Source organism: [Clostridium] citroniae WAL-17108, assembly GCF_000233455.1.
In the GTDB taxonomy this organism is placed as follows: domain Bacteria; phylum Bacillota; class Clostridia; order Lachnospirales; family Lachnospiraceae; genus Enterocloster; species Enterocloster citroniae.
The window spans coordinates 214,816-240,641 of the sequence record NZ_JH376422.1; the positions used below are offsets into that span (position 1 = coordinate 214,816).

Below are 25,826 nucleotides of genomic sequence, written 5' to 3' on the forward strand. Positions count from 1 at the left end.
CTGCATCTGCCGTGGCTTCAGACGTCTGGTCTGCGGTCTGAACCGCAGACCGGAAGGAGGTTTCGTTGGCCGGCGGATTTAAAGAAGTTCCGCCTGACTGCGGATTTGGTGAAATTCCACTGCCGCAGAGAAAAAGCAGCCACCGGTATTAATATATATGTTATTTTCATTGTGATCTCCCCTGGCACAAATTTTCCGTAAAAAAGCTTTCGATCTTATGAAATGGGATCTTATCTTTCCTGTCATACAGGTCTGTGTGGACTGTATCGGGCAGGATCAAAAGCTCCTTGTTACCGCCTGTCAGCTTTGAAAAGGCATCCCGGCTGAAATAGCAGGAGTGTGCCTTCTCGCCATGGATCATCAGCACCGCGCTGCGGATCTCCTCACTATACTGTAAGATCGGCATATTGATAAAGGACAGAGAGGACGTCTTATTCCAGCCCTCATTGGAGTTCAGGGAACGCTCCGTATACCCGCGCTCCGTCTTGTAATAATCGTAATAATCCTTCACAAAAAAGGGGGCGTCATCGGGAAGCGGGTCAGCTACACCCCCGGCCCTGGCAAAGGTACCGGACTTAAAATCCTCTGTGCGCTGGGCGTTCAGAGTTTTCTTCATCTCATAGCGTGTCTGGGCACTGTCATCCTGATCAAAGTAGCCCTTTGCATTAACACGGGTCATATCATACATAGTGGACGTAACCGTTGCTTTGATACGGGTATCCATGGCCGCTGCGTTTAAAGCCATTCCACCGAAGCCGCAGATTCCTATGGCGCCGATCCTCTCGGGATCTACCATATCCATATTGGAAAGAACGTCCACCGCGGCAGAGAAATCCTCCGTGTTGATGTCCGGTGAAGCCACGTTCCTCGCCTCTCCCCCGCTTTCTCCAATAAAAGACGGGTCAAAAGCCAAGGCCGCAAAACCTCTGGACGCCATCTCATCTGCGTACAACCCTGACGCCTGCTCCTTCACCGCGCCAAAGGGACCGCACACAGCGATTGCAGCCAGCCTGTCTTTAGCGCCCTTTGGCACGTAAAGATCTCCGGCCAGTTCAATGCCGTAACGGTTTCTGAAATATACCTTTGTTCTGGTGACATTTTCACTGAGTTTAAATGAATATCCTTCAAAAGCTGCTTTCATGGGAATCCTCCTCCATCATCCTTAAAATACATTTCCGCGTTTGATCTGGTAGACCAGAAAATCCAGACAATCTATCTGTCTCTGGCTTTGGTGGACTGTATCCAGCAAAGCATCCTTTTGCTGCGCGAGTATCCGCAGCAACTGGGCCTGCCGCCCTTCTTCCACTAAGCACAGGCAGGCCCAAACTGTCTGGGAATCAAAACCTGCATCCACCAGGTTTTGTATCAAAATCCCCTGCTTATCTGATGCTTTTGCCATATAAGTCCCCTCCTGATTCAGATTATACGATCTCCTCTCGGAAATAGCCAATACTTGTTTTCTATAACTAGATATTCTTGAAATAAATATCTTGGCAGTGTATACTATAACCTATACCGGAACTTTTATTGGAACTTTTATTGGAACTTATATTGGAACTTATATTGGAACTTATACTGGAATTTTTATCGGAATCGGAAGATTGAATGAACAGAATGGAGGTATTGTCATGGAAATCCGGGTTTTAAGATATTTTTTAGAGGCTGCCAGGGAGGAAAATATAACAAAGGCCGCTGCCTATCTGCATATTTCCCAGCCCACGCTGTCCAAACAGCTGAAGGATCTGGAGCAGGAACTTGGCAAGAAATTATTTGTCCGCAGCAATTACAGCATTAAATTGACAGATGAGGGGATGCTGCTCAGAAAGCGCGCGGAAGATATTCTGGAAATGGTTGATAAGACCACGGACGAATTTAAGTCACTGGGCAAAGTGACCGGTGGCGATGTATATATCGGATGCGCCGAATCACATCTTGTTAAACATCTTGCACAGGTGATCATGGATTTCAAACAGCAATATCCCGGCCTGCGCTACCACATCCACAGCGGGAATACCCAACAGGTAACGGAACGTTTGGACCGGGGCCTTCTGGATATGGCTGTTATTGTGGAGCCCCCCAACCTGACGCACTATAACTACATTGCGATCCCTGGCGTGGATTCCTGGGGACTTCTCATGCGCCAGGACCATCCCCTTGCAAAAAAAAGCCATATCACAGCCAATGATTTGATGGGTATTGAGTTGATCTGTTCGGACCAGTCCATGAAAGCCGATATCCCCAGATGGTGCGGCGAAAAGGCGGACGCCCTGAATTATGTGGGGTCCGCCAACCTTTTTTACAACGGAAGTGTATTTGTAAAGGAGGGCCTTGGATGTATGCTGACCTTTGACCACCTGGCGGACACCAGTACAGACAGCGGACTGTGTTTCCGTCCATTATACCCTGTGCTTGAAAATAAAATGTATATTATCTGGAAGAAATATCAGGTGTTTACGCCAATTGCGGAACTACTTATTCAGGCACTTTTGGAAAAGGCCGGGTGATGGTCTATCGTGGCCTTCTAATGTTTCTGTTGTCCGGTCACTCACCCGCTTCTTCCCACTGAAAAAACTCCACCTCCGTCATAGGCCTGCCGAAAAGGTAACCCTGGATATAATTCAGCCCCACTGTCTTCAGTGCCTCATATTCCTCCGCTGTCTCCATTCCTTCCAGGCAAACCTTGATCCCGATGCTGTGGCAGATGGCCACCACAAACTGAATGAATGTGGCGTCAAATTTACTTTTTAAAATATCCTTGATGAATATACGGTCTATTTTGACCACGTCCACGGGTGCAAATTTCAAAAGCTCCAAAGAAGAATAGCCCGTGCCGAAATCATCCATGGCAATTTGAATGCCATGGGCTCTCAGGCTTTCAAATTTTTTGTAGAAAAGACCCATATCGTGGATTTTACAGCTCTCTGTCAGCTCCAGCATCAGGCTGCAGCAAGGGTATTCCTCCTCCCCTACCGCATCCAGCACATTTTCCACAAAATCAGCTTCCATCATCTGGGGCACCGATACATTCACGCTTAACGAAAAATCAGGGTTCTTCTTCAGCCATGGTCTGGCCGTCCTCATGGCTGTTCTCAGGGTCCACTGCCCCACCTGGATGATCATTCCCGTCTCCTCCAGAATGGGGATAAACTCCACCGGGGACACAATACTGCCGTCCGGATCCGTCCAGCGCAGCAAAGCCTCGGCACCGATGATCGTTCGGCTGGCCGCGTCCACCTGGGGCTGATAACGCAGGCTGAATCCGGTGAATCCGCTGTTGACGGACTCCCGAAGGGCCATCATGATCTTCAGGGTCTTCTTTTGGTTTTCCAGGATCTCCTTTGAGAAGAATACGATACGGTCCCGCCCTTTTTCCTTTGCATAGCGCAGAGAATACTCTGCATATTTAAACAGATCAGAAGCCGCGCCTCCGTCCTCCGGGTACATCACGCCTCCGGCGGACAGCGTAAGGTTCAGCTTATACTGATTCCAAAAATGCATGCGCCCCATCATATTCCGGATCTCCATATAGAGTGTTTCCATATCCCTGTGCCCCACATTGTCCATAAGAATCCCCATGCAGTCATTGTCCAGCTTAAAAAGACCCGCATTGTCCGGCAGGATGGACTGTATGGACTGAGCCACGGTTTTTAGGATATGATCCCCCATGGAACGGTCATATATCTCATTGACCTGTTTGAAATTATCCAAACCAAGGAGCAGGATCCCCAATCTTTCCACCGCCATCTTGTCCCTGATCTTTTTTTCAAACACGCGGAAGAACTCTATGTGATTGAGAAGCTGCGTTACCGGATCTACCTTGTTTTGACGTCCCAGCTGGGTCATGATCCCTGCAAATACAGACGGTTCCCCGAATTCATCCCGCATCATCTGCCCCCTGCACCGCATCCACAGATATTCTCCCTCCCTGTTCTTGGCGCGGAATTCCACAGAATGATAGTCCATCATATTTTCGCCAATCTCCATGTTGGACTTGTAAAACCGTTCCCAGTCATCAGGATGAACGATCTCCTTCCATATGGGCAGCGGATTGTCCAATACCTCACCGGGCATATTAAACAGCCATACCTGTGCAGGGCTGTACCGGAACACTCCTGTCTTCATATTGCATATGTATATGAAATCATCCGTACTTTTTGTCAGGGCATCATACAGCAAGGAGGAATCATATTCACGCCAGCCTGCAGCACCGTCTGAATGCCGGAAGGGGTTTTCATTTTCCTCCAGCATCTTCGTTTTTCTTTTTCGCAGCTTCTGCATGTACATGATCTCATCCGCCTTGGCAATAATGCTGTTCACGGACAACGGATTATCCGGTCCAACAGTATAGGTGCCAAAGGAAAATGTCATTTCATAGGGTATGTTCTTCTGTTCCTGAAACGCCTTAAGTTCCTTCAGGCTGTCCAGAAAGAGTTTGGACATCTCTCTCTCATTCATATGAAAGCTGACTGCCATGAACTCATCACCGCTTAAGCGAAACAGGAAATCAGGCTTTTCCACCCTTTTTTTCACCACGTCCGTCACCTGGACCAGGAGGGTATCGCCTGCCCTGCCCCCATAGGTCTCATTTATCATATTCAGGTTGTCCACGTCCAAAAGAGCAACCGTCTGGCTGCCCCCTTTCTTTTTTGTCTTTCTGAGGGCCGCCCACAAATGCTCCTTTCCTTCCATGCGGTTCAGCACGCCTGTGATCCCATCTTTCTTTTCCTGGCTACTGACCGGCAGTGTGTCTGGACGATCCGTCTCCTGGAGTACCTGGCCCGCCCCGCCATTGGACGAATAAAATTTCCGTTTGCTTTCATACATACAGGCATCCGCCATGGAGAGAATCTCAGAAACCGTATATCCCGATCCTCCTTGCACCTCAACCAGGCCGCTGCTAAACGATACCTCATAGGTGATTCCATGGAGCTGCCTGGTATATGACATCCGTTCCAGGACCTGGTCGCTCCATTGCCCGGCCTCATCCAGAGAACGGTGGAACAAAACAGCGATAAACTCATCCCCGCTGAGCCGGAACATAAAGTCGTCCTTTTCCATACATGCCTGTGTGCTCTTCACCACAAACTTCAACATTCTGTCACCTTCCAAATGGCCCATGCGGTCATTGATCAGCTTCAATTGATTCACATCCATCATGACCACGATAAAAGACTCCCCTTCTTTCAGGGTATCTAAAAGCTGAGAGAGCCGTTCCTTTCCCGCCCTTCGGTTCAGGATCCCGGTCAGGTCATCGGTCTTAGCGTATTGGGAAAGTTTAATCTGTTCCGAAATATCAACAGAGTGCTGGAAATGATATTTTTTTCCATTCACTTCAACCAGGCTGTCACAGTTTTGATACGTGTGGCCTGTTACCGTATTGCACTCCCTCCAGTTTACGGCTCCATCCTGCGTATCAGAGAGAAGTCTATGGATCTGGCAAAAGCCGCACCGGCCCTTCATTCCCTTTTGAAGGACTTTCCAGCAGATACAGCCCTCCGGTTTTTCCAATCCGAAGGTCTGTTTCATGGCATCATTCATATAAACAATCTCATCTGTCTCCACATCAGTGATATAAATATTGGCATTTATCTTATCCAGCAGCTGGCTATAGAATTCCACGTCAAATACTTTTTTCATAAAAGCTCCTTTTAACTTTATTTTATTATTTAATCCACTGATTTCCAAGATAGTTTTTGTGTACATATGCATATAGTATCTGACGAAAATATTTAAACGGTTCCACTGATTTCAGATCCTGTTTACGTATCTAAAAAACCTCTCCTAATTATGGGGTACAAAAAAAGAAACCGCAGATCAGTCTGCGGACACGGGTTTAGAAGCGCCATATCCGGACAAACTTTTGGGTTCCTTTTCTTATTATATTTACTTATTTTGTAAAGACCGCCTGTACCGCACAAAAAAATGCAGGAATGGTGACAATCGATAATATGGTGCTAAGGCAGATAGTTCTTACAGATAGTATATAGTCTTTGTTGTACTGCTGGGCAAAGATCGCAATATTGCCGCCCACGGATGTGGATGCAGCTATTAATACAACCATAATGATCACTATGTTATCTACAGGCAGGATCACGAATACCCCCAAGGTGGCCAGTGGAATGATCAACAGCCTGAGCAGAACACACATATATATTTCCTTTGATAAAAAAATACTCCTAAGATCAGTTTTTACCAGATAGCTGCCCAGTATGATCATCGCCAAGGGAGTATTCATATCAGCTATATACCCAACTGTTTTCACCATGAACCCAGGTATGGATACCGGCAGCAAAAACATTACCACACCTAAACCAATGCTGATGAATACAGGGTTTTTTAATATGGCAGCAATATGTATGACTTCTCTGTCCCCGGTCATGATATATAGCCCATAGGTCCACTGGAACAGATTCAGGAAAGCCACATAGGCGGCGACATAAAAAACAGCCTCTGTGCCAAATACGGCCTGGGTTAACGGAATGCCAATGAAACCCGCGTTTCCAAATGCTGAAGCAAAATTTTGTATTCCTTTTCGCTTCCCAAAAAACAGCCACGATATGGCCATAGCCAACACAAGGGACAGAAGGGATAAAACAGCCGACTCTCCCAATTCCCTTAATTTTTCATATGAAAACCCAATCATATAGGACTTCAGGATAACACATGGAATCACCACATTTAATAAAATCGCTCCCAGATCCCTGCACCCCTGTTGCGACAGCATTCCTTTTTTCATAAGCCCAACTCCAACAGCCATTAAAAACGCCATGATCAGGATCTGCCTTAATAAAATGTAAACCATCTTGATACCATGTCCTTATAATTTGTCAATTTCAGTTACGGTTAAGGCGTATATCTTTGCGCGCTCGAACAGGGAATCTACCACGGCGTATTCACGTACGTTATGATTAAATTCCCCTATTGGCCCGCAGGAACAAAGTACCGGGATTCCCGCCGCGGCGATTGCACCGGCATCCGATGCGCCGCCCAGCTGAATCTGCCCAAATTCAGCAAAACCATGATCCGCCGCCACCTGATTGACCAAACTGAATAAACGCATGATCTGTGGGTTGGGTTCAAAGGGGTGAAGCTTTGCCAGATCCACATAATACTCCGTGGTAGTTCCTTCCACAAACACCTTTTTCATAATCTGGTCCACATCCTCCAAAACCTTTTTTCCGATCTCATCGGAAAAGACACGGATATCAACCGCAAATTCGCTGAGATCAGGGATGGAGGTAGTATTGGTATTCGTACCACTGTTGATCACGCTGACCGTCACGGTCGTCCCCCTGTCAAGGTCAGTCAGCTTTGTCAGTTCGGCCGCTTTAAAGATGGCTTCATGCACCGCATTCTTTCCTTTTGTAAACTCATTGCCTGCATGCCCGCCAAGCCCATGGACTTTGGCACGGACGGTGTACTGGGTCTTACGCCCCACACATAAACGGTTTTCAATATGCCCTGTTTCCATATTGAATGCACAAAGCGCCCCCTTGCTCTCTTCCGTGTAAAAGATATCCGCATCATTTCCAATATGGTCGGACTCTTCTTCCCCCGCGTACAGGATTTTAATGGGATGTTCATTGTAACCCAAATGGTTCAGCGCCTTTACCACATACAGCGAAATGATGATCCCGCCTTTCATATCCAGCACGCCTGGGCCGTAAGCCTTTCCGTCTCTGATCTCAAATGGGTTTTCTTTTCCAAAAGAACCGCTGTGATGAACGGTATCAATATGGCCGGAAAATATCACAGGCTTTCCCGGGCGGTCTGATCCCAGGACTCCCACCAGTATTCCCGCCCTTTCTTTCATTACTTCATGAATACGGCACTGGAACCCTTCCTGTTCAAACTCATTCTTCAGCCATCCGGCTGCCCGTTCCACATTTTCCTTTTCATCATAGTGGCCCTCCATATTCACCAGCGTTTTCCACTTTTCCACCATCTCATCTTTATGAGCATCAATAAATCTATTGATTTCATTATAATACTGATTCATATTCTCTCTCCTTTTCATTGACTTGGTCTTCTGATCCTCTGGCCTTTTTTGAAAACTTCTTGTCGATCCCGGTAACTTCTACAACGATCAACACAGCTGCGGTAACTAACGGTGTAAACAGGTAGGGAAGCATCTGTGTGGAGTCAACGCCCAGGAAGCCGGTTACCGTAAGCGGATTTGAATTCCATGGAACTAAAAGACCGCTTAAAAGACAGCCAACAGACATGGCTCTGGTCAGGTCCCATTTATTCAAATGCTTCTGCTCATACACAGGTGTCATAAGATTTCCTGTAAACACAAAAGAGAAATTGCCGGATGCGGATGTAATATTGGAGACAAACCCCAATATGACCGTGCAGATGGTTCCCCCCAGCCTTGAGTTCACCTTTTTCATCAGCGGTTCCACCACCTTGTCAATAATTCCGGCCGTACTCAATATTCCAAAAAGCCCAAATGCAAATATGAACAGGAATGCCGTACCGGACATACTGGTAATGCCTCCTCTGCTGAAGATCTTAGCTATAAATGCATTGTCGGACTCCAGGACATAACCGCTCCACATGCTCATGGTTACGCTTGTAAAGCTCTGCCCCTGATAAAGCCATGCTACCAAAAATCCCGAAATGCTTCCGCACAGGATGGATGGAATGGACGGCACTTTAAATAACAGCATGACCAATACAACGCCCATTGGAATGAGTGGAACAAGCCCTAACCTATAATTTGCCTCAACCCCGGAGATCACATCACCGATGCTGCTTAAGTCCACGCTGCTGGTGTCAATATTCAGTCCCCATAAGAAAAAGATAACTGCGCAGATCACAGCGGCCGGCAATGTAGTAATAGCCTGATATTTGATGCTTTCAAACAGGTCCACGCCCACTGAGCCGGCTGCCACATTGGTGCTGTCCGACAGCGGTGAAATGGCATCCCCAAAATATGCACCGCCGATAATAGAGGATGCGATTACAAGAGGATGAAGCCCCATTGAGAGGCCTACGCCCATTAAAGCCACACCTGCCGTGCCGCAGGTTCCAAAGGATGTGCCTGTAAATAAAGAAAATATAATGCAGATCACAAAACTCATAACAAGAAAATATTTAGGATTGATCGTAAGCAATCCCAGCTTTGTGATCAGCGGCACGGTTCCACAGGCATTCCATGTTCCGATCAGTGCCCCCACACAGAGTACGATGGTCATGGGCACCAGGGATTTCGCACAGTAGTGGAAAATACCCTGCTGCAATTCTTTATATGTATATCCCAGCTTCATACAGAATGGGATGGTTATGATCCACGATATCAAAAACAATGGCTGGGTTTTCGCTCCAAGAAACACTGCCGGTATCATAATAATAGAAAACGATACAATTGTTACAAATAATGCATACCCAAAACTGGGCGCTTTCTTCTCTTGCTCTGTCATATTACCCTCCTAATACATTTGTGATCGTTCCAGGCATTATCCCCTCCATTCCTACGGAGTGGCATATGCTCCATCGTATACGATCCTGTGGTAAGAAGCCGGATCCGTATCTCCTTCCGTGTTAAACAAAAGAATAACCGACTCCTCATTCAGCCCCATCATTACCTTTTCTTCTTCCAGTTCCCAGCTTTCCATCAGCATGGTCAAAAGCCCCATTGTCACTGCTCCCGATTCTCCGGATATGACCTTTTTATCATTGCCCCATGGAGCAGCCAACTGCCGCATGCCCCTGGCAGCCACATAATCCGGACAGGCTGCATAGAAGTTGGCATAATCCCTTAAAATGGGCCATGCGATCGTACATGGTTCCCCGCAGTTAAGTCCTGCCATAATGGTCTCTCCGCTTCCGGCAGCCTCATGCGGCCCTCCGTCCTCCTTTCGGGCAGACTCAAAGATACACGCCGCTTCCTCCGGCTCGGCAATCACAATGACCGGACGCTGCTTTTCATAGTAATTAACCATAAACCCGGTTATCCCTCCTGCCATAGCTCCCACACCTGCCTGAAGGAATATATGGGTGGGTGCCTTAACTCCGTATTCTCCAAGCTGATGGACTGCCTCATATGCCATTGTGGTGTATCCCTGTATGATCCGCTTGGGAATTGTCTCATAACCGTTCCATGATGTATCCTGAATCAATGTCCAGCCATGCTCCTCACTCATATGCCGGGCATAACGGACCGTATCATCATATCCCATATCCGTAACCGTCACCTCCGCTTTTCCGGCATTTTGGATTGCCTGGGCACGGTATGGTGATGATCCCTTCGGCATATAAACATAGGCCTTGCATCCCAGCTGGCCGGCCGCCCACGCCACGCCCTTTCCATGATTGCCATCCGTTGCCGTCACAAATATCATGTGGGAAACAGATTCCCTGACCAATGGCTGCTGAAGATCGGAGAACTTAGTGGTATGGATATCCAGTCCCAATTTCTCACAGATCACACATGCCAATGCGTAGATGCCGCCTAACCCCTTAAATGCATTGAGCCCGAACCGGTAGGACTCATCCTTCACAAAAATCCCTTTTACCCCCAGCTTCTTTGCCAGAACTTCCAGTGAAACTAAAGGTGTTTCCCGGTAGGCCGTCACGGAACAATGCAAGTGACGAACTGCCTTCGTACTTTCTGTGTTTAGAAACTCAGGACCCATTTTTTCCGACACATGATCGTTTTTTAGCACCTTTAAATGCTGATAATATGCCACCTCTGTAACCTCCTTGCTTTTTTATCCGCGGTACAATTATATTAAGCAATCTTTGTGCCAACTTCCGTCTTATCATAAAGTTCTGAATTTCCTTGAATTTACGTTGTTTCTATCCCCTACGTCACGTATGCAGGATTTACTCTGCCATTGCTCTTATCATTTTGATATTCAGATGTCCTGATCTCGTATTATTTTGATAATCTATATCATATTGATACCTGATCTGCGTATCTCCATTAAAAAAGGCCGTCTAAAAGACAGCCTTTTTATCCATAGACCATACGGTTGATGGTACGTTATTAATCGTACGTTCCTTTCCCAACTTAGAGCTGATATACTTTTATCTTTCTGTATAATGTTGCAATACCGATTCCCAATTTGCCTGCTATCATTTTTTTAGCTTCCGGGGAAACTCCATAGATTGCCAGTGCCCGTTTGATCATCTGGCGTTCCATGTTTTCCAGATTCAGATCTTCTATGGCCTCCTCCACGCGTACGGTCCCATTTGTTTGGAAAAATTTTCCTGGAAGAAGGCTGCCCTCCAGCATTCCGCTGTAAGGCATCATATTCATCACATATTCAATCGTGTTCTGCAGTTCCCGGATATTTCCAGGCCACTCATAACGCTCCAGGTATCTCCAAAAATCCTCATCAATCCCCCTCACCATTTTATTAAGCACTGCACTGTAACGTTCAATAAAACTGGTGGCGATCACACGTATATCCTCCTTCCTCTCCCGAAGGGGAGAAAGTGCCATGGGAATCACATTGAGACGGTAATATAGATCCTCACGGAACTCCCCTGCCTGGATCATTGATTCTATATCCTTATTAGTTGCCGCCACCAGACGCACATCAATCTTCACTGTCTGGTTACTGCCCAGTCTGGTAATCTCCCTGTTTTCAAGAACACGCAGAAGCTTTACCTGTAGATACAGGGGCATGTCACCTATCTCATCTAAAAAAACAGTACCGCCGTTGGCTGCCTCAAACAGACCGGTCCGGCCTTTTGCATCAGCCCCTGTAAATGCGCCCTTCACATATCCGAACAACTCACTTTCCAAAAGATTCTCAGGTATGGACGCGCAGTTGACCGCAACAAAAGGATAGTTGGACCGGTCGCTCTCCCCATGAAGCGCAACGGCTACCAGTTCTTTTCCCGTACCACTTTCTCCTGTTATAAGAACATTGGATACAGACGGTGCCACAATCTGAATCTTCTCCCGGATAGATACAACAGCTGAAGATACGCCTAAGATGCGGTTTAATTCCCTTGGTTTTACCCGTACCCCTGCACCGTCATTTTCATCGGAAGTCAGATCTGCCTTCTGGAATACAAATAATTTTCTGTACTCTTCCATATCCAGATCATAAAACCTGCCTGCCAAAAGATAGGTGAAACCTCCGATCTGAAGGCTGTATTCAAGCAGATCCTGTACCTGGTTCCCTGTTTCGTGAAATGTGATAGGCGGCAGCTTGTGATTCAGTTCCTGTATAAACAGGAGTTTCTTACCAGCCTGGTTAATCCTGGATATTTTAAGGTTCTGGTCCATGACCAGGATTCCGCTGTCAACCTTATTAAGAATATTCTCCAGCAGCAGGATCACATTTTGGTTTCTTCCTTCATTCAGGATATCCTTGGCTTTTGATTCAAGAAGCTCCCCAAATTGATTCAAAAAGCGGATAAATACTTCTCTATTTCCAAAAAAATGCTGTTTCTGGCTCTCTTCAAAGCATACAAATCCCAATACCCCGATCACTTCTTCATCCACGCATAGCGGGAGCCATACCTCACAGATGTTATCACAGACAGACAGCTTTGGACAGACACGGCAGATGCCGGATTTCTTCGGATCATCCATGATTGTCAGCTCCTTGTGTTCTATGGCTGACTTTACTACATATCCATAAGACGACATATCCCCGATCCGATTGCGCATCCGCCCGCTTCCCGCAATACGAATGCAATTGGCATCAATGATTGTCACGTCAACTTTCAGGATTTCTGCCAGGATCTCAACATACCGCTGGGCTGTTTCCTGCATTTTCATTAAAATGCGTTTCATGCTATTCCCCCATTTTCACTGAAACAAACGATGTTATAATCCCATGGTAACGGCGGATCGCGTTTATGTCAAGAACCCGTCCTTCATTAAAAGATTCCCATCCGGCTCAGTATGAAGATCCACATAAAAATGGTCCCCAGGGAACATACGGATGTAAATACAACCAGCTGCGCCGCCAAATCCGCATCGGAATCCATGGCACTGGCCAGGTTAAACGATGTGGTTGCACAGGGAGCAATAAAGATGCACATCAGGCCAATGAAATCCGCCCTGCAAAATCCAAGCCATACGGTAACAGGTACAAGAATAGCCGGCACGATCAGAAGCCTGAACAGGATGCCCACCGCAATGCTTCTTAAGTTGCTTTTTACTGCTCCAAAGTTAAATAATCCCCCCATAACAATCAGGGCCACCGGCGTACCGCAACGCCCCAGATCCCTAAAAACATTGGACAGCATGTCCGGATACTGAATATGCAGCAGCTGTGTCAAAAAGCCGGCCAGGGCCGCAATAACATACGGATTGGTTACCACTCCCCCAAACACTTTCCTTAACTCGATCCTTCCTCCTTCCCGGAATAACTCCAGCAGGATGACGGAAATTATGTTTTGAACCGGGACAATAATAGCGATCAGCAGCGAGATCGCTCCAATGTTTCCCTCACCACACAGCGCTGTCCCGATCAGAGTTCCGAATATAACAAAATTTGTGTGAAAAATACCATGGGCCAGCGCGCCGCGCCTTTTCTTTGTTTTCTCTGTGGGATATGCGGCAAGCAGCGAAATCCCCAGAATCACGATCTGCGTGATCACAGCATACACGATCAGTTTTCCGTTAAATACCTCCCTGATATCCGCTTTATAGATATTGTAGTATAGGGAGATGGCCAGAAAAGTTTTGAAACACAGCTTGTTCATCTTATTCAGGGTATGATCGTCCACCATATTGATCTTTCTCAGAAAATATCCCAGTGACAACATGATAAACATGGGTAATACGGCGCTTAACGCGGTTTGAAAACTGCTCATTATTCGTTCCTCTTTCCTTACCCTCAGTGGACAAGGGCGCACACTCCCCCTTGTCCACTGAGGGTAAATATTGATTTTAAGATGGTCCCAATTGGGGTCCCCTTATTTATTTAGCAATTTTCATGCCATCATCGAAGTTCCTGAAATACCTTCATACTTTTGCTTATAAATATCATTTTGATAACAAATGTGCCTTATTCCATATCGTTTTGATAATCAGTATCAAATTGATACAGCCAAAACTGATCACACATCCAGACGATTACCCTCAGTGGACAAGGGCACACTCTCCCCTTGTCCACTGAGGGTAAATGTTATATGATATAATTACCATATAAAATAAATATTCCTGCCAATATCACATCACACAATAATCATGAACCGCCATACGTCCCGCAGCCTACATCCCAGGGCGGGCTTAAGAGGAGCAAATAAGCAATGAAAAAATCCATCTGTATTTTATGTATCTCGTCCCTGTTATGCAGTCCCTTCACAGCCTTTGCCGGTCCTTCTGGTAATACGCAGGCAAGTGCCAGTGAAACAGAGTATCAGCCCCCATCACTGCGCCGTGAGATCCGGGCTTTGCAGAAAGGCGATTGGATCCATCTGACAACGGAGCAGAAACTGGAAGATCTGGATCTTTTGTATCAGACACTAAAAGAAAATTATCCTTATTTTCATACGTTAAAGAGAATGCGGAATGCGGATTTAGATCAGAAATACCGGAAAGCCCGGGGAGAAATCCGCACCAGTAACACGGATATTTCCTTTTATCAGCAGTTGGATGAATTTATCAATACCAATGACCAGATCGGACATTTGTTATTACATAACCCTTACTGGTTTGAAGAGACGGCAGACAGCTACAGACGCGTGGCCGCAGATTATCCGGACTCAGACCGCATGCAAAAATTAGCGGCAGCATACAACAATCCAAAGTCCCTGGAAAACTACAAAAAAATGAGACAGGTGACAGACCCGGCCTATGATAAGGTGATGGATTATTACGCTTCCCTTGAATCAGCGCAAACCGATGAACAGGAATCCGTGGCAGCTAATGTTCAAACGCGCATTATAAAAGAGGGAAGCATTGCCTATATCAAAATTGACCGGTTCCTTTCCGGCAATGAGTACGGGGAAGATAAGAAACAGCTATTTGATTTTTACCATAAGGTCAGGGGATACGACCATATAATATTTGACCTTACGGATAACGGCGGAGGTTCCATGGATTATTTTAATGATCTCATCGCCTCTCCCAACATTGACAGCGCACTGACATGCAACGCCTACGGTCTGATAAAAGGAGGGGAAAACAACCGTATCTTCCTGGATATGGACCAATACCGTCCTGTTTCGGAATTTCCCGACCTGCCCCGCACCAATCAGGAAGATCTGTCCGATACGGACTTCTTTCATGATATCCAATACACCGTGGATCCTGCAGGGGGAGGGAAAATGCTCAGCGGAAAGCTTTGGATGCTTGTCAGTGACACGGTATTTTCCTCATCGGAATATGCTGCCATGTTCTCAAAAGCAACAGGCTTTATGACACTTGTGGGAACGCAGACTGGCGGTGAAGGCATTGGCAGCGATCCTCTGCCCATCATTCTTCCCAACAGCGGCCTGATCGTACAATACGCACCGGTGTACGGTGTAATGCCGGACGGATCAGGGAGCCAGGAATGCAAAACCGCACCGGATATCCGGTCAGCGGACGGTGAGACGGCACTCAATGCCTGTTTAAGGGCAATTGCAGAACAGTGACCGCAGGAGGCGGGGGCGGAAGCTTTAAACACGGCTCAATACAGCTTCATAATGATTAATAAAAAGGTCAATTCGATCACACTCAATAGAATGGAAATACTATTGGCAGCACTGGCCTTCCCCTCATCACCGCCGCACATGCCTGTATAGGCCGGCGCAACTGCGCTGATAGGAGCAAAACTAATCAAAACCAGTGTCCTGCGAATCACGATGTCAAATGGAAGGAGATAATAGCCGGCCAGCGCCGTCACAATCGCCGCCACATGGCGAACTCCGAGGATCCTGCATATATCGCCTATGTAATTCCGCTGAAATTCAAACCTTAAAAGCAGTCCTATCATCAGCATAGCGGTAAACGTATTAGCCGCCGCCATGGGGGCGATCAATGTCAGAACCGGCTTGGGCAGCCTGAACCGGGCTACCGACAGGATAAACATCAGAACATAGGTGATCAACGGCATACTTGAAAGAAGGCGTTTTGCAAATGATCCCACATCAAATCCGTCTCTGTTGTCGGAAAGGTATTCCGATGCAAAGGCATAGGTTGCCCCTGTACACATCACACTGTTTCCCACATCAAACATGCAGGCCGCCACACTTCCCATCGCAGGAAGAAAACTCTGTACAAACGGAAGACAGAACGCTCCTATGTTGTATGCGGGGAGGCACAGTATATGCAGCGCCTTTGCCTCCCTGCTTTTCTTTTTTGTAATAACGATCCCAACAGCGATCATTATGACATTTGCAGCAATCCCCAGGACCGTCAGCGCCAGCATCTCCGCTCCCACTACCTCTATCTTTGAAAAATTAACAATGATGGCACAGGGGAGGGTGACATTTATGAGAATCCGCTTTACGACATCACCCGCATTTTCCGGAAGGATTCCTCCCATATGCAGATATGCGCCGATCAGGATGATCAGCATGAACGAAAAAGCTGTCAGTAAAACCGTAGTCATGATCAATTCTCCTCATTCCAATCACATCTTATATTCCAAGCCAGTCATCCGGTTCCCCGTCATATCTGACAAAGGCAAGCCCCTGATACCGCATATGCGTGATTGAGCATAATATAGCACCTTTTCACATGCCTTGCAAGGTCTTTGTCTCCACTCTGAAATGCCACTTTATGAATCATTCTCTTTATTTTTCATTTGATATATGGAATATCTCTCACGTTATCAAAGGTTCTATTACTATAAATTGATTTTATATAAATGGGTATAGAAAAGCTCCGGAAATATCAATTCCCGGAGTATTTCCTTTTTCCTGTTTGAATTAAGCTCATTCTATATGCCCCACCCCCCTCCCCATCATAGTACGTATTCATATCCCACAGAATGTCTGTTATGAAATGAACGCGGTCGGCTGCCTGTACTCCCTGTGGAGCGCAGTTTCCGTACAATACAGCCATGACATCAGAAGCTTGGATAGTACCCATCCCAAACAATTCTTCTATAATTACTGCGATCCGTATCTCCTTCTGTGGAAAAACACAATATCCGTGAATTTGAATCCAGCTTAAGCTGTTCTTTGAGCCATCCCAGACTCTCATTCTGTAGCACTTCTGCCACAAATCCCAATGTGGATGCAAAACTCGAATTCGGATCCCGTCTGTTCCTATCCTAATAATCTTCCCGCTCCCAGTAATAATTTACATTGCCTTTGAAGATCAGGGCAATCTCCACCTTTTTCACCTGTTCCTTTGGCACATTTCCCTTTACCAGATACTCACAGAGCATTTTTGTGGCTAAATAAGCCTGGCGGGTGGGGTCCTTGTACACGATATTGGTAAAAGTCCCATCCTGCAGAGCGGATACGCTCTCATCAAATACATCATTGGCAATGACAGGTATGGTTCCTGACAGCCCGCTTTCCCTAAGCACCTCCGCCAGCACAACACTCCCCCGGGCAAAAACACAGCCGATCAGATCCGGTTTTAATTCCTGTATCCTTTTGAGCAATTCCTCTTTTCCAAGATCCTTTTCAAAATAACCATACAGGTTTTCAGTCTGTATCCCGGCCCCTTCCCTTTGCAAATACTCGTGGAAGCCCTTTGCGATCATATAATGGGCATCATTGTACTGATTTCCGGCCATAAGCAGCACACGACCGCGGCCCCTCAGGATATTACATGCCTGCTCGGCCATAACTCCTCCGGCCACATAGTAATCCGCGACAACCACACCCACCCTCTGGCACTCCGTATTGTCACCTGTAACAAAAACAACGCTGATTCCCTTTTTCGTCAAACGTTTGATTTCAAGGACCTCATCCTCTCCCTCCGGCGGAATGGAGAGAATGCCGTCCAGCCGTTTTCCATGCTCCAGTTCATCATTAAGCCGGTTAAGAGTCTTGGCCAGCTCCCCGGGCTTAAAAGGCAGCTCCCTGGCCTGGACATTTAGATCTCCCCACTCCCGCATATAACCCATGTATCCCCGCCATATAAAGTTATAGAAATACACGCTGTTTTTGTCCAACTCGGGTAAACATACCGCGATCTGTATCTCCTTGCGCTTTAAGCAGGAAGCCATGGAGTTGATCTTATAACCATTGGCAGCGGCATAGTCAACAATCTTTTTTCTGGTCTGCTCACTGACTCCAGGCTTTCCCGTGATCGCCTTGTGGATTGTGTTTAACGACATGCCAAAGTGCTGGGCTATGTCCTTCATTGTAATCTGAGATTTCATTGCTCCTCTTTCCTGCTTTTTATAGAACGGCACTATATTCCAAAATAGAGAGAAATGCACCCGGACAACTGGGCACATTTCCCTTTTTTCTTATTGTATATAATTTTTCAGAGGTTTTCAATCCCATTTTAAGCAGAAAAGAAAATCCTTCTCCTTATCATTCTCCTTATGCCCCCAGATTAGGCAGTGTCATACTGATCGCAGGAATGAAGGTTACCATCATCAGACAGATGATCATGGTCAGATAAATAGGCAACATCCGTTTGGTCAGCGCTTCAATCTTAATCCCGGAAATACCGGATGCAATAAACAGGGAACTTCCAACCGGCGGGGTTAAAAGACCGATCCCCAAATTCAGGATCATGATGACCCCAAAATGGACGGGGCTGTAACCAATGGACTGTACAATAGGAAGCAGGATAGGCGTCACGATAAGGATCAGGGATCCCATCTCCATTACCATTCCCAGGCCCAGCAGCAGAACATTGATGATCAGCATAATGATCACCGGGTTATCAGTAATGCTGTAGATACTGTTGGTAATGAGCACCGGAACCTTCAAATATGCCATCAGCCATCCGAAGGCCGTTGACATGGAGATCAGGATCATGATCATTGCCAATGTTTTTACAGAATTAAATAACATCCTGGGCAGCTCTTTAATGGAAACCTCCCGGTAGATGGCAAAGGTAACGAAAATACTCCACAGCACTGCCAGGGCCGCGCTTTCCGTAGCCGTGATAAATCCGGTACACACACCGATCACCACGATCACGATGGTCAACAGTCCCCAGAATGCATCCTTAAATGCAAGCCATACCTTTTTGATCTGGAATTTTTCACCGATGGGGTAATTACGTTTTCTAGCCACGTAGTAGCTGTAGACCATCAGACAGCCTGCAAGCAGACAGCCCGGAAGAATACCTGCAAGAAACAGGGCTCCCACGGAAACGCCCCCGGCCGCCAAAGCATAGATGACCATGTTCTGGCTTGGCGGGATCAGGATTCCTTCAACTGAACTGGCCATTACGATGCAGGTTGCAAAGTCCTTTTCATAGCCTTCTTTTTCCATGTTTGGAATCAGGGTAGGCCCAAGGGTTGCCACGCTGGCAGCCGAGGAGCCGGAAACCGCCCCAAACAGCAGGGACGCCACAATGGTCACCATTGCAAGCCCACCATGCATCCAACCAACCATTACCCCGGCCAGACGCAGCAGACGCTTGGATATACCGCCTGCGCTCATGATGTCGCCCATCAGGATAAAGAAGGGAACTGCCAGCAGTGAATAGGTGTTCACTCCCTTTACCATGTTCTGGAGCACCATCTGGACCGGGATGTCAAGATAAATACAAGTCACCATGCTGGCGATGCCGATGGAAAGGGCAATGGGCATCCGCACTGCCATGAGAAAAATAAAAAGTCCTATTAATAACAGTATGGCTATTGTTTCAGATGGCATAATAATGTCCTCCCCCTGTCAATTGTTGCTATAATAAAGGCCAGACCGGAAACCGGGATCACGGCATAGAGGACCGAAGACGGCAGGCCCATGCCGCTCATGATGTTTCTGGAGGTCAGTTCCAGCAGCCCGTAGCTGCCAAACACCATGACGACTCCAAAGATAAATACCAAAAGCAGATCAAGCAGGTCCATAATGGTACGGGTCCTGTCTGAAATAAAATTGTCGATCAAGGTCACCTTTAAATGCAGATCCTCACTGATCGCCACAGCTGAACTCAATAGGCAAAACCATACCATACAGATAAGGGCCAAGTTTTCCCCCCACGGCGGTGTATGTTTCAGGATATAGCGGCTGGCCGCAACACCTGATACGATAAGGACCTGGCAGGCCAGCAACACGCAGCACACCATGTAGATGCCCCTTCTGACAGTACTGCAAATCTTATCTACCATATCTATTTTTCCCTCCTCACATTTCATTCATGGCCCGGATCTGCTCCACCATGTCCTCAAACCCCACCGCATACTGATCGTACACCGGCTGCACAACCGACTGCCAGGGGCCAAAATCCTCCACTTCGATCACTTCAATGCCCTGGGCTCTCAGCGCCTTGATCTGTTCAGCTTCGTCAGTTGCCACAACCTCCCGGTTATAGTCCTCGGCAGCCTCGGCGGCCTGCCTGATAATATCCTGGTCCCCGGCACTGAGTTTGTTAAAACGGTACCCGCTCATAATGATGACGCCGGGAGTGTATGTATGGTTGTCCAGAATGACATGGGGAGCGATCTCACCAAAGCTGTTGCTGATATATCCGGATAAAGGCTGGTCCGCCCCGTCCACCACGCCGGTTTGAAGGGAGGTATACAGCTCACTCATGGAAATAGGAGTTGGTGACGCCCCAAAACAACTCACCGTATCCAAAAGGATGGAAGTCTCAGCCACACGTATCTTTGTTCCCTTTAGATCATCAGGCTTCTCAATGGGTTTTTTAGCAAAAAAGTTTCTGGCGCCCTCATCCACATAGGCCAGCCCCACCATGTCCGTCTCCGCCTCCCAAAGGCTGTCTAAAATATCACGGCCCAAATCGCTTTTCAGCACATTCCACAGATGGTCACGGCCCTCAAACAAATAGGGAAGTCCAAAGATCCCCATCTTATCCGCCCCAAAGTCTCCCATGGTCAGGGTATTTCCCCGGAAAATGTCCAGGGCTCCCATTTGTACGGCCTGAAGCTCTGTCCGCTCATCCCCCAGCTGACCGCCTGCATAGATTTCCACTATGATCCGGCCGTTGGACAGTTCCTTTACCTGGTCCGCAAAGTAGTGCAGCACCTGGGTATTGATATTATCCTCCGGATTCACCTCCCCGGCCTTTAACACGATCTCGGCCCTCTTTTTGTCCTCCTGTTCCTGGCTGTCCTCCTGGGAGCTGCCCGCACAGCCTGCCAGGCATACAACAGATAAAACCATCAGGAATCCCAGGATCCTATTCCGTCCTCTCATCGCCTACCTCCATTTTTTACCAAACCATCGTTTCTCATTCTATAAAGTCTTGATCCAGTGTCTTCACCTTGTAAGCCACACAGTTGTCTTTAATCAGATCCCAGTCAAGTTCTGCGCCTATTCCCGGCTCCTTGGAAACGTAGATCCGTCCATCCTTAATGGGAAGGTCCCCTTTCATGGGGAAACGGAAACTGTCTTCCGGTACAAAATACTCAAAGTATTTACAATTGCGGATCGCACAGGAAACATGAAGGTTAACCAGGTCCATGTAGTTCATGGTCGTGGTATGTATCTCACAGTTCAAGCCAAAGGCATCCGCCATATGGGCAATTTTTAATGTTCCCGTGATACCGCACTTCCATGAAACATCGGCCCGTACAATATCAGCCGCATTCTGGGCAATGGACTGGGCCACGCCCCAATGGGCTCCTCTGGTGGTCTCGGTGGCAGCAATGGGGATATCCAGGGTCTGACACAGCTTCTGATATTTATACAGCTCAAAATCCCTGAAAGGCTCCTCAAACCAGATATAGTTTAGTTTCTCAAGCTGGCGCCCCACCCTGATCGCCTCATCCAACGTGTATTCTCCCACCGGATCACTCATCAGGCCCATGTCGTCCCCAACTGCCTCCCTCAGCTTCCGGTGGATCTCCATGTCCTTTTCAACAGGACCTGAGGGGTGGACTTTGTAGCAGTTGATGCCCATTGACCGGTAGTGCAATGCCTCGTCTATGTAGACCTTGGGGTCATCATAAAACAGGCTGCTGGCATAAACAGGAAGGCTCTCCCTGTAACCTCCTATATATTTATATAAGGGCAGACCCGCCTTTTTTGCACATATGTCCCACAGGGCCACGTCAACCGGCCCAGGAAGGAACACAGGATAAAAGGCCTCATGACGGTCCAGGTTCCAAAAATCGTAGAAAATAGCCTCGCGGTCGTGGGGATCGCGCCCTAAAACAAGAGGCGCGGCTGTTTCCTGGAGATACCCCTCCGTCACCTGGCCGGAGCGGGCCGCCATTGCTGTGGCAATACCTTCAGTCCCGTCATCACACGTCAGTTTCAGCACAACCACATCCCAGGGCATGGCGCTGCCTCCCTGACGCTTCTCATCAAACAGGCACTGATCCCGGCGTACCCACCATGTTTCAAATTTGGTAACCTTCATAAATGCTCCTCTCTCCTTCTCATTCCAGGGCGGCATTTCCCTGTTGTTTGTCCCATCCAAAAAATCGTTTCACATTCCTGTAGCACACGTCCTCAATAACTTCTTTTAAGTATTTCTCATCCGAAAAATATTCCCCCCGCTCTACCAGCTCCCCTAAATAGCTGCACAGCCCTCTCCTGTAAAGCTCGTGCCTGGGATAACTGAGGAAACTTCTGGAATCCGTGAGCATCCCCACTGACAGGCTGACCGCGTACAGGTTTCCGGCCGCATGAAACTGGCGTTCAATACCATACGGCTGGTCATTAAACCACCAGGGCGCTCCCAGCTGTACCTTTCCTCTAAAACTGCCATCGCAGAAACCGGCGGCCAGAACAGCAAAGGTTTCCAGTTTGGAAGGATCCAGGGGATAGAGAATGGTCTTTGGAAGCTCCCCTAACTCGGTCAGGCGGTTCAGCAGCGCTCCCACGGACTGAATAGCCGTGGAGTCATCGGTACAATCAAATCCTGTGGAGCGTCCGATTTCCCTCACCTTCCTGTGGTTGGCATCCTGATACGTGCCAATATGAAGCTGCATAACAAAGCCGTATTTGTTGTAAAGCTTTCCCATCTCCACCATAAAAGCAGATTTAAAACGATTTTGTTCTTTCCTGGTCAGAGCCTCACCCTTGGCGGCTTTCCGGTAAACCTCCTCCACCTGACTTACCGTATACTCCTCCCAAGTAAAATCCTCGATCCCATCATCGCTGACCGTTGTCCCAAAATCCCGGAAAAAGGACAGACGTTTTTCCAAAGCAGCGATCATATCCGTAAAACCGTGGATTTCCAGTCCCGCTGCTCCTGACAGCTGCTTTTGATATTCGGGAAAAACGGGATTCTCACAGTAAAACGCCTTGTCCGGACGGAAGGCCGTAATGATCTTTGGCCCTGTACATCCTTCCTCCCTTAGCTTAAAGTGGTATTCCAAGGTATCCACCGGATCCTCCGTGGTGCTGACAAGCTCCACATGTGAGCGCTCCATGCACCATCTTGGGGTCATGTGGTTTTCCCTGATAAAATCCTTTGTCCTCTTATAGATGTCCCGGGCGTTGTCTAAACTCAGGGGCTCATCTATGTCAAAGTACCGCTTTAATTCCAGGGCACACCAGATGTAAAGAGGGTTTCCCATAAGCCTGGGGAGGATCTCCGCGAATTTCATGTATTTTTCATAATAAGACGCTCCGCCGGTCACATAATACTCATCAATCCCAAATGTCCGCATAGCCCTCCATTTATAGTGGTCATGGGCCAGCCACATCTCGCCTATATCCTCAAATTCCTTATTTTCATATATCTCCTGCACCGCCAAGTGGCAGTGGTAGTCCACGATCGGAAGCGTCTCTGCATAAGTATGGTACAGATAGCTGCCTGTTTTATTTTTCAGAAACAGTTCCTCAGAAAAACAATGGTCCATGGTTTGCTCCTTCCTTCTTTTTAAAAACCAATAAGGGCTCCGCCGTCCACCGGAAGACATGTTCCCGAGACATAGCCGGCCGCATCGCTTGCTAAGAACACGGCAGCCATCCCAATGTCTGTTGGATCGCCGATCCGCTTCATGGGAATCCTTCCTATAATTTTGTTCCTCCTGGCCTCGTCATTGTCAGTAGCCTGGTGGTACATAGGTGTTTCAATCCAACCGGGAGCGATTGCATTGACCCGCACGCCGTAAGCGCCGCCTTCAGCGGCCAACGTGTGCACCAGCCCCAGATAACCTGCCTTTGCCGTGGAATATCCCGCCACCTGGGGCTGGCCAATGTAACTGGTCATACTGGCCTGGAAAATAATGCTCCCTTTTCCCTGCTCCTTCATATGGCCGAAGAATGCTTTTGTCAGGGCGAAGGCCCCTACCAAATGGACATCCAGCACGCGTTTGTAGTCCTCCACAGTCATGTCCTCAATAAATTTCTTACAATGATTCCCTGCATTGTTTACCAGGATGGTGACTGGTCCCATTTCCCGGATGATCTGGTCTGCCAGTTCCGGGGCATGGCCCGTATCCGTTATATCATGGTGGTAAAACACGGCTTTTTCTCCCATTTCCTTTAAGGCGGACTGTCCTTCTTCCTTGGTCCTGCGGCTTAATACCGCCACCCTGGCACCCGCCTTTACCATACACTCAGCAATGGCAAGGCCTAATCCTGTGGTCCCTCCGGTTATTACCGCAGTGCGGCCTTCCAATGAAAATACATGTTCTGTCATCTCTCTCACCTCCCGCATGGTCTGATCACTTCTTTTTCCTGATATTTATAGGGGATGAAGTATTCCTTGTGTCCCAGTGCTTCACTTTTTGACTTATGCCCCGATGCAACTCCTGTAACAAGCTGCCTTAAATGCCCGGTCAGTGTTTCCATGGTACATGTCCCATCTAAAACCGGGCCTGCGTCAAAGTCCATGTCGCCCTCCATGCGCCGGTAAGTGTCTGAATTTCCCGTAAGCTTTATACACGGGGCCACGGCAGAGCCAATTACATTCCCCCTGCCCGTCACCAGGAGCACCAGGTGGCACCCGCAGGAGATCAGGTCCATCAGACCCTCGCTGTCATTGGGATTCGTGATCCCAAACTGCATCCAGTGAGGATCCGGGGTGGAGTCTAACAGCCAGAGTCCCGGCCTGGGAGGACATCCTCCCACCTTCAGCACTCCCTGGATAGGCCTGCTTCCGCTTTTGGCCACAGCTCCCATGCTCTTCTCCTCAATGGTAGACAGGCCGCCCATAAAATTTCCAGGGCTTACGGAATACTGACGGACGGACCGGCAGTATTCCAGCGCCTTGTCATAGGTGGCTGCCAGATCCTCTGCAGCCTCCCTCCCTGCCGCCCGGCCAACCAATATATGTTTAAGGCCCACCGCCTCCACGATCTCCTCAAAGACGGCCGTTCCTCCAGCATCCACCAGTTGGTCAAACAGCCTTCCAACCACTACATTTCCAGCCAGGCCGCTTGTGAAATCACTTCCGCCGCATTCAGCCCCAATGACCAGATCACCAAACCTCATAGGTTTTCTGGGAGTGTTCTCCATGGCCTTTTTCATATGTTTTACCAGTGCAAGGCCCTGGTCTATGGAGTTTTTTGTACCACCCTGGTCCTGAATAAACATCCAGGCAGCCTCCTTTTCTTCCTTTGCTGCAATGTCCGCCAGCCACTGAGGCTGTACGTACTCACACCCCAGGCCTACGGCCAGTACCCCGCCGATGTTAGGATGACGGATCAGGGAAATGAGAAGGCGCACTGCGTACTCATTGTCAGTGCATCCTGAAAAACCCACCACCTCCGTCTCACTGTCATCTGCAAGCCTCACGATCTCTTTTGCCACAAAGGCTGAACATTCCACCGTGTAGATCACAAGAATTTTGTTGCGGATCCCTGCGGAACCGTTGGCGCGGACATATCCCATCCAGGTTTTATCTGCCATATCAT

At 47.9% G+C, this 25,826-nt stretch carries 21 protein-coding genes; 2 read left to right on the forward strand and 19 right to left on the reverse strand.

All coding sequences use genetic code 11. The features are described from left to right. Positions 1-166: 166 nt before the first annotated feature. Positions 167-1,141, reverse strand: coding sequence for an alpha/beta hydrolase (locus HMPREF9469_RS14140; protein ID WP_007863026.1), 975 nt, complete (start codon positions 1,139-1,141; stop codon positions 167-169). Between the two features lie 21 nt (positions 1,142-1,162). Then, the gene (locus HMPREF9469_RS14145) at positions 1,163-1,399 is read right to left on the reverse strand and encodes a hypothetical protein (protein ID WP_007863029.1); all 237 of its coding nucleotides are present in this window, start codon (positions 1,397-1,399) and stop codon (positions 1,163-1,165) included. A 229-nt stretch (positions 1,400-1,628) separates the two neighbouring features. Between HMPREF9469_RS14145 and HMPREF9469_RS14150 the strand changes: the two genes are divergently transcribed. Beyond that, positions 1,629-2,504, forward strand: coding sequence for a LysR family transcriptional regulator (locus HMPREF9469_RS14150; protein ID WP_007863032.1), 876 nt, complete (start codon positions 1,629-1,631; stop codon positions 2,502-2,504). 37 nt (positions 2,505-2,541) lie between these two features. Here HMPREF9469_RS14150 and HMPREF9469_RS33355 read toward each other — a convergent pair whose 3' ends face one another. The 7 genes from HMPREF9469_RS33355 to HMPREF9469_RS14185 all read right to left on the reverse strand — a co-directional run bounded on the left by HMPREF9469_RS33355 (position 2,542) and on the right by HMPREF9469_RS14185 (position 13,788). Further along, positions 2,542-5,637, reverse strand: a complete 3,096-nt coding sequence (locus HMPREF9469_RS33355; RefSeq protein ID WP_007863033.1) for a bifunctional diguanylate cyclase/phosphodiesterase — start codon at positions 5,635-5,637, stop codon at positions 2,542-2,544. Positions 5,638-5,887: 250 nt separating this feature from the next. Next, on the reverse strand, positions 5,888-6,802 hold the full coding sequence (locus tag HMPREF9469_RS14160) for an AEC family transporter (RefSeq protein WP_007863034.1): 915 nt from the start codon (positions 6,800-6,802) through the stop codon (positions 5,888-5,890). Positions 6,803-6,817: 15 nt separating this feature from the next. Next, positions 6,818-7,999: a M20/M25/M40 family metallo-hydrolase gene (locus HMPREF9469_RS14165; RefSeq protein ID WP_007863035.1), complete on the reverse strand. Its 1,182-nt coding sequence runs from the start codon at positions 7,997-7,999 to the stop codon at positions 6,818-6,820. After that, entirely contained in the window at positions 7,983-9,425 is a 1,443-nt protein-coding gene (locus HMPREF9469_RS14170; RefSeq protein ID WP_007863036.1) for a Na+/H+ antiporter NhaC family protein, read from the reverse strand. The genes HMPREF9469_RS14165 and HMPREF9469_RS14170 overlap by 17 nt, the downstream gene beginning before the upstream one ends. A gap of 51 nt (positions 9,426-9,476) precedes the next feature. Beyond that, entirely contained in the window at positions 9,477-10,694 is a 1,218-nt protein-coding gene (gene dpaL / locus HMPREF9469_RS14175) for a diaminopropionate ammonia-lyase (RefSeq protein WP_007863037.1), read from the reverse strand. Between the two features lie 323 nt (positions 10,695-11,017). Continuing rightward, entirely contained in the window at positions 11,018-12,760 is a 1,743-nt protein-coding gene (locus tag HMPREF9469_RS14180; protein WP_007863038.1) for a sigma-54 interaction domain-containing protein, read from the reverse strand. A gap of 86 nt (positions 12,761-12,846) precedes the next feature. Next, positions 12,847-13,788, reverse strand: a complete 942-nt coding sequence (locus HMPREF9469_RS14185; protein WP_007863039.1) for an AEC family transporter — start codon at positions 13,786-13,788, stop codon at positions 12,847-12,849. A gap of 438 nt (positions 13,789-14,226) precedes the next feature. On the opposite strand from HMPREF9469_RS14185, the gene HMPREF9469_RS14190 reads away from it, so the two are divergent. Then, entirely contained in the window at positions 14,227-15,555 is a 1,329-nt protein-coding gene (locus tag HMPREF9469_RS14190; RefSeq protein ID WP_007863040.1) for a S41 family peptidase, read from the forward strand. A gap of 35 nt (positions 15,556-15,590) precedes the next feature. Here HMPREF9469_RS14190 and HMPREF9469_RS14195 read toward each other — a convergent pair whose 3' ends face one another. The 10 genes from HMPREF9469_RS14195 to HMPREF9469_RS14240 form a co-directional block, all read right to left on the reverse strand. Then, on the reverse strand, positions 15,591-16,514 hold the full coding sequence (locus tag HMPREF9469_RS14195) for an AEC family transporter (RefSeq protein ID WP_007863041.1): 924 nt from the start codon (positions 16,512-16,514) through the stop codon (positions 15,591-15,593). A gap of 284 nt (positions 16,515-16,798) precedes the next feature. Beyond that, the gene (locus HMPREF9469_RS14200) at positions 16,799-17,110 is read right to left on the reverse strand and encodes a hypothetical protein (protein WP_040416343.1); all 312 of its coding nucleotides are present in this window, start codon (positions 17,108-17,110) and stop codon (positions 16,799-16,801) included. A 70-nt stretch (positions 17,111-17,180) separates the two neighbouring features. Further along, on the reverse strand, positions 17,181-18,245 hold the full coding sequence (locus HMPREF9469_RS14205; protein ID WP_007863042.1) for a substrate-binding domain-containing protein: 1,065 nt from the start codon (positions 18,243-18,245) through the stop codon (positions 17,181-17,183). Between the two features lie 166 nt (positions 18,246-18,411). After that, positions 18,412-19,704 (reverse strand): TRAP transporter large permease, encoded by a 1,293-nt coding sequence (locus HMPREF9469_RS14210; RefSeq protein WP_007863044.1) that lies wholly within the window; start codon positions 19,702-19,704, stop codon positions 18,412-18,414. Beyond that, entirely contained in the window at positions 19,686-20,159 is a 474-nt protein-coding gene (locus HMPREF9469_RS14215; RefSeq protein ID WP_007863046.1) for a TRAP transporter small permease, read from the reverse strand. The genes HMPREF9469_RS14210 and HMPREF9469_RS14215 overlap by 19 nt, the downstream gene beginning before the upstream one ends. Before the next feature lie 16 nt (positions 20,160-20,175). Then, positions 20,176-21,207: a TRAP transporter substrate-binding protein gene (locus tag HMPREF9469_RS14220; RefSeq protein WP_007863048.1), complete on the reverse strand. Its 1,032-nt coding sequence runs from the start codon at positions 21,205-21,207 to the stop codon at positions 20,176-20,178. A gap of 34 nt (positions 21,208-21,241) precedes the next feature. Continuing rightward, the gene (locus tag HMPREF9469_RS14225; RefSeq protein ID WP_007863050.1) at positions 21,242-22,375 is read right to left on the reverse strand and encodes an enolase C-terminal domain-like protein; all 1,134 of its coding nucleotides are present in this window, start codon (positions 22,373-22,375) and stop codon (positions 21,242-21,244) included. 19 nt (positions 22,376-22,394) lie between these two features. Beyond that, a complete protein-coding gene (gene uxaC, locus HMPREF9469_RS14230) occupies positions 22,395-23,825 on the reverse strand; it encodes a glucuronate isomerase (RefSeq protein ID WP_007863052.1) in 1,431 nt (476 codons plus the stop codon). 20 nt (positions 23,826-23,845) lie between these two features. Then, a complete protein-coding gene (locus HMPREF9469_RS14235) occupies positions 23,846-24,610 on the reverse strand; it encodes an SDR family NAD(P)-dependent oxidoreductase (protein WP_007863054.1) in 765 nt (254 codons plus the stop codon). A gap of 5 nt (positions 24,611-24,615) precedes the next feature. After that, positions 24,616-25,821, reverse strand: coding sequence for a UxaA family hydrolase (locus HMPREF9469_RS14240; protein WP_007863055.1), 1,206 nt, complete (start codon positions 25,819-25,821; stop codon positions 24,616-24,618). Positions 25,822-25,826: the final 5 nt, after the last annotated feature.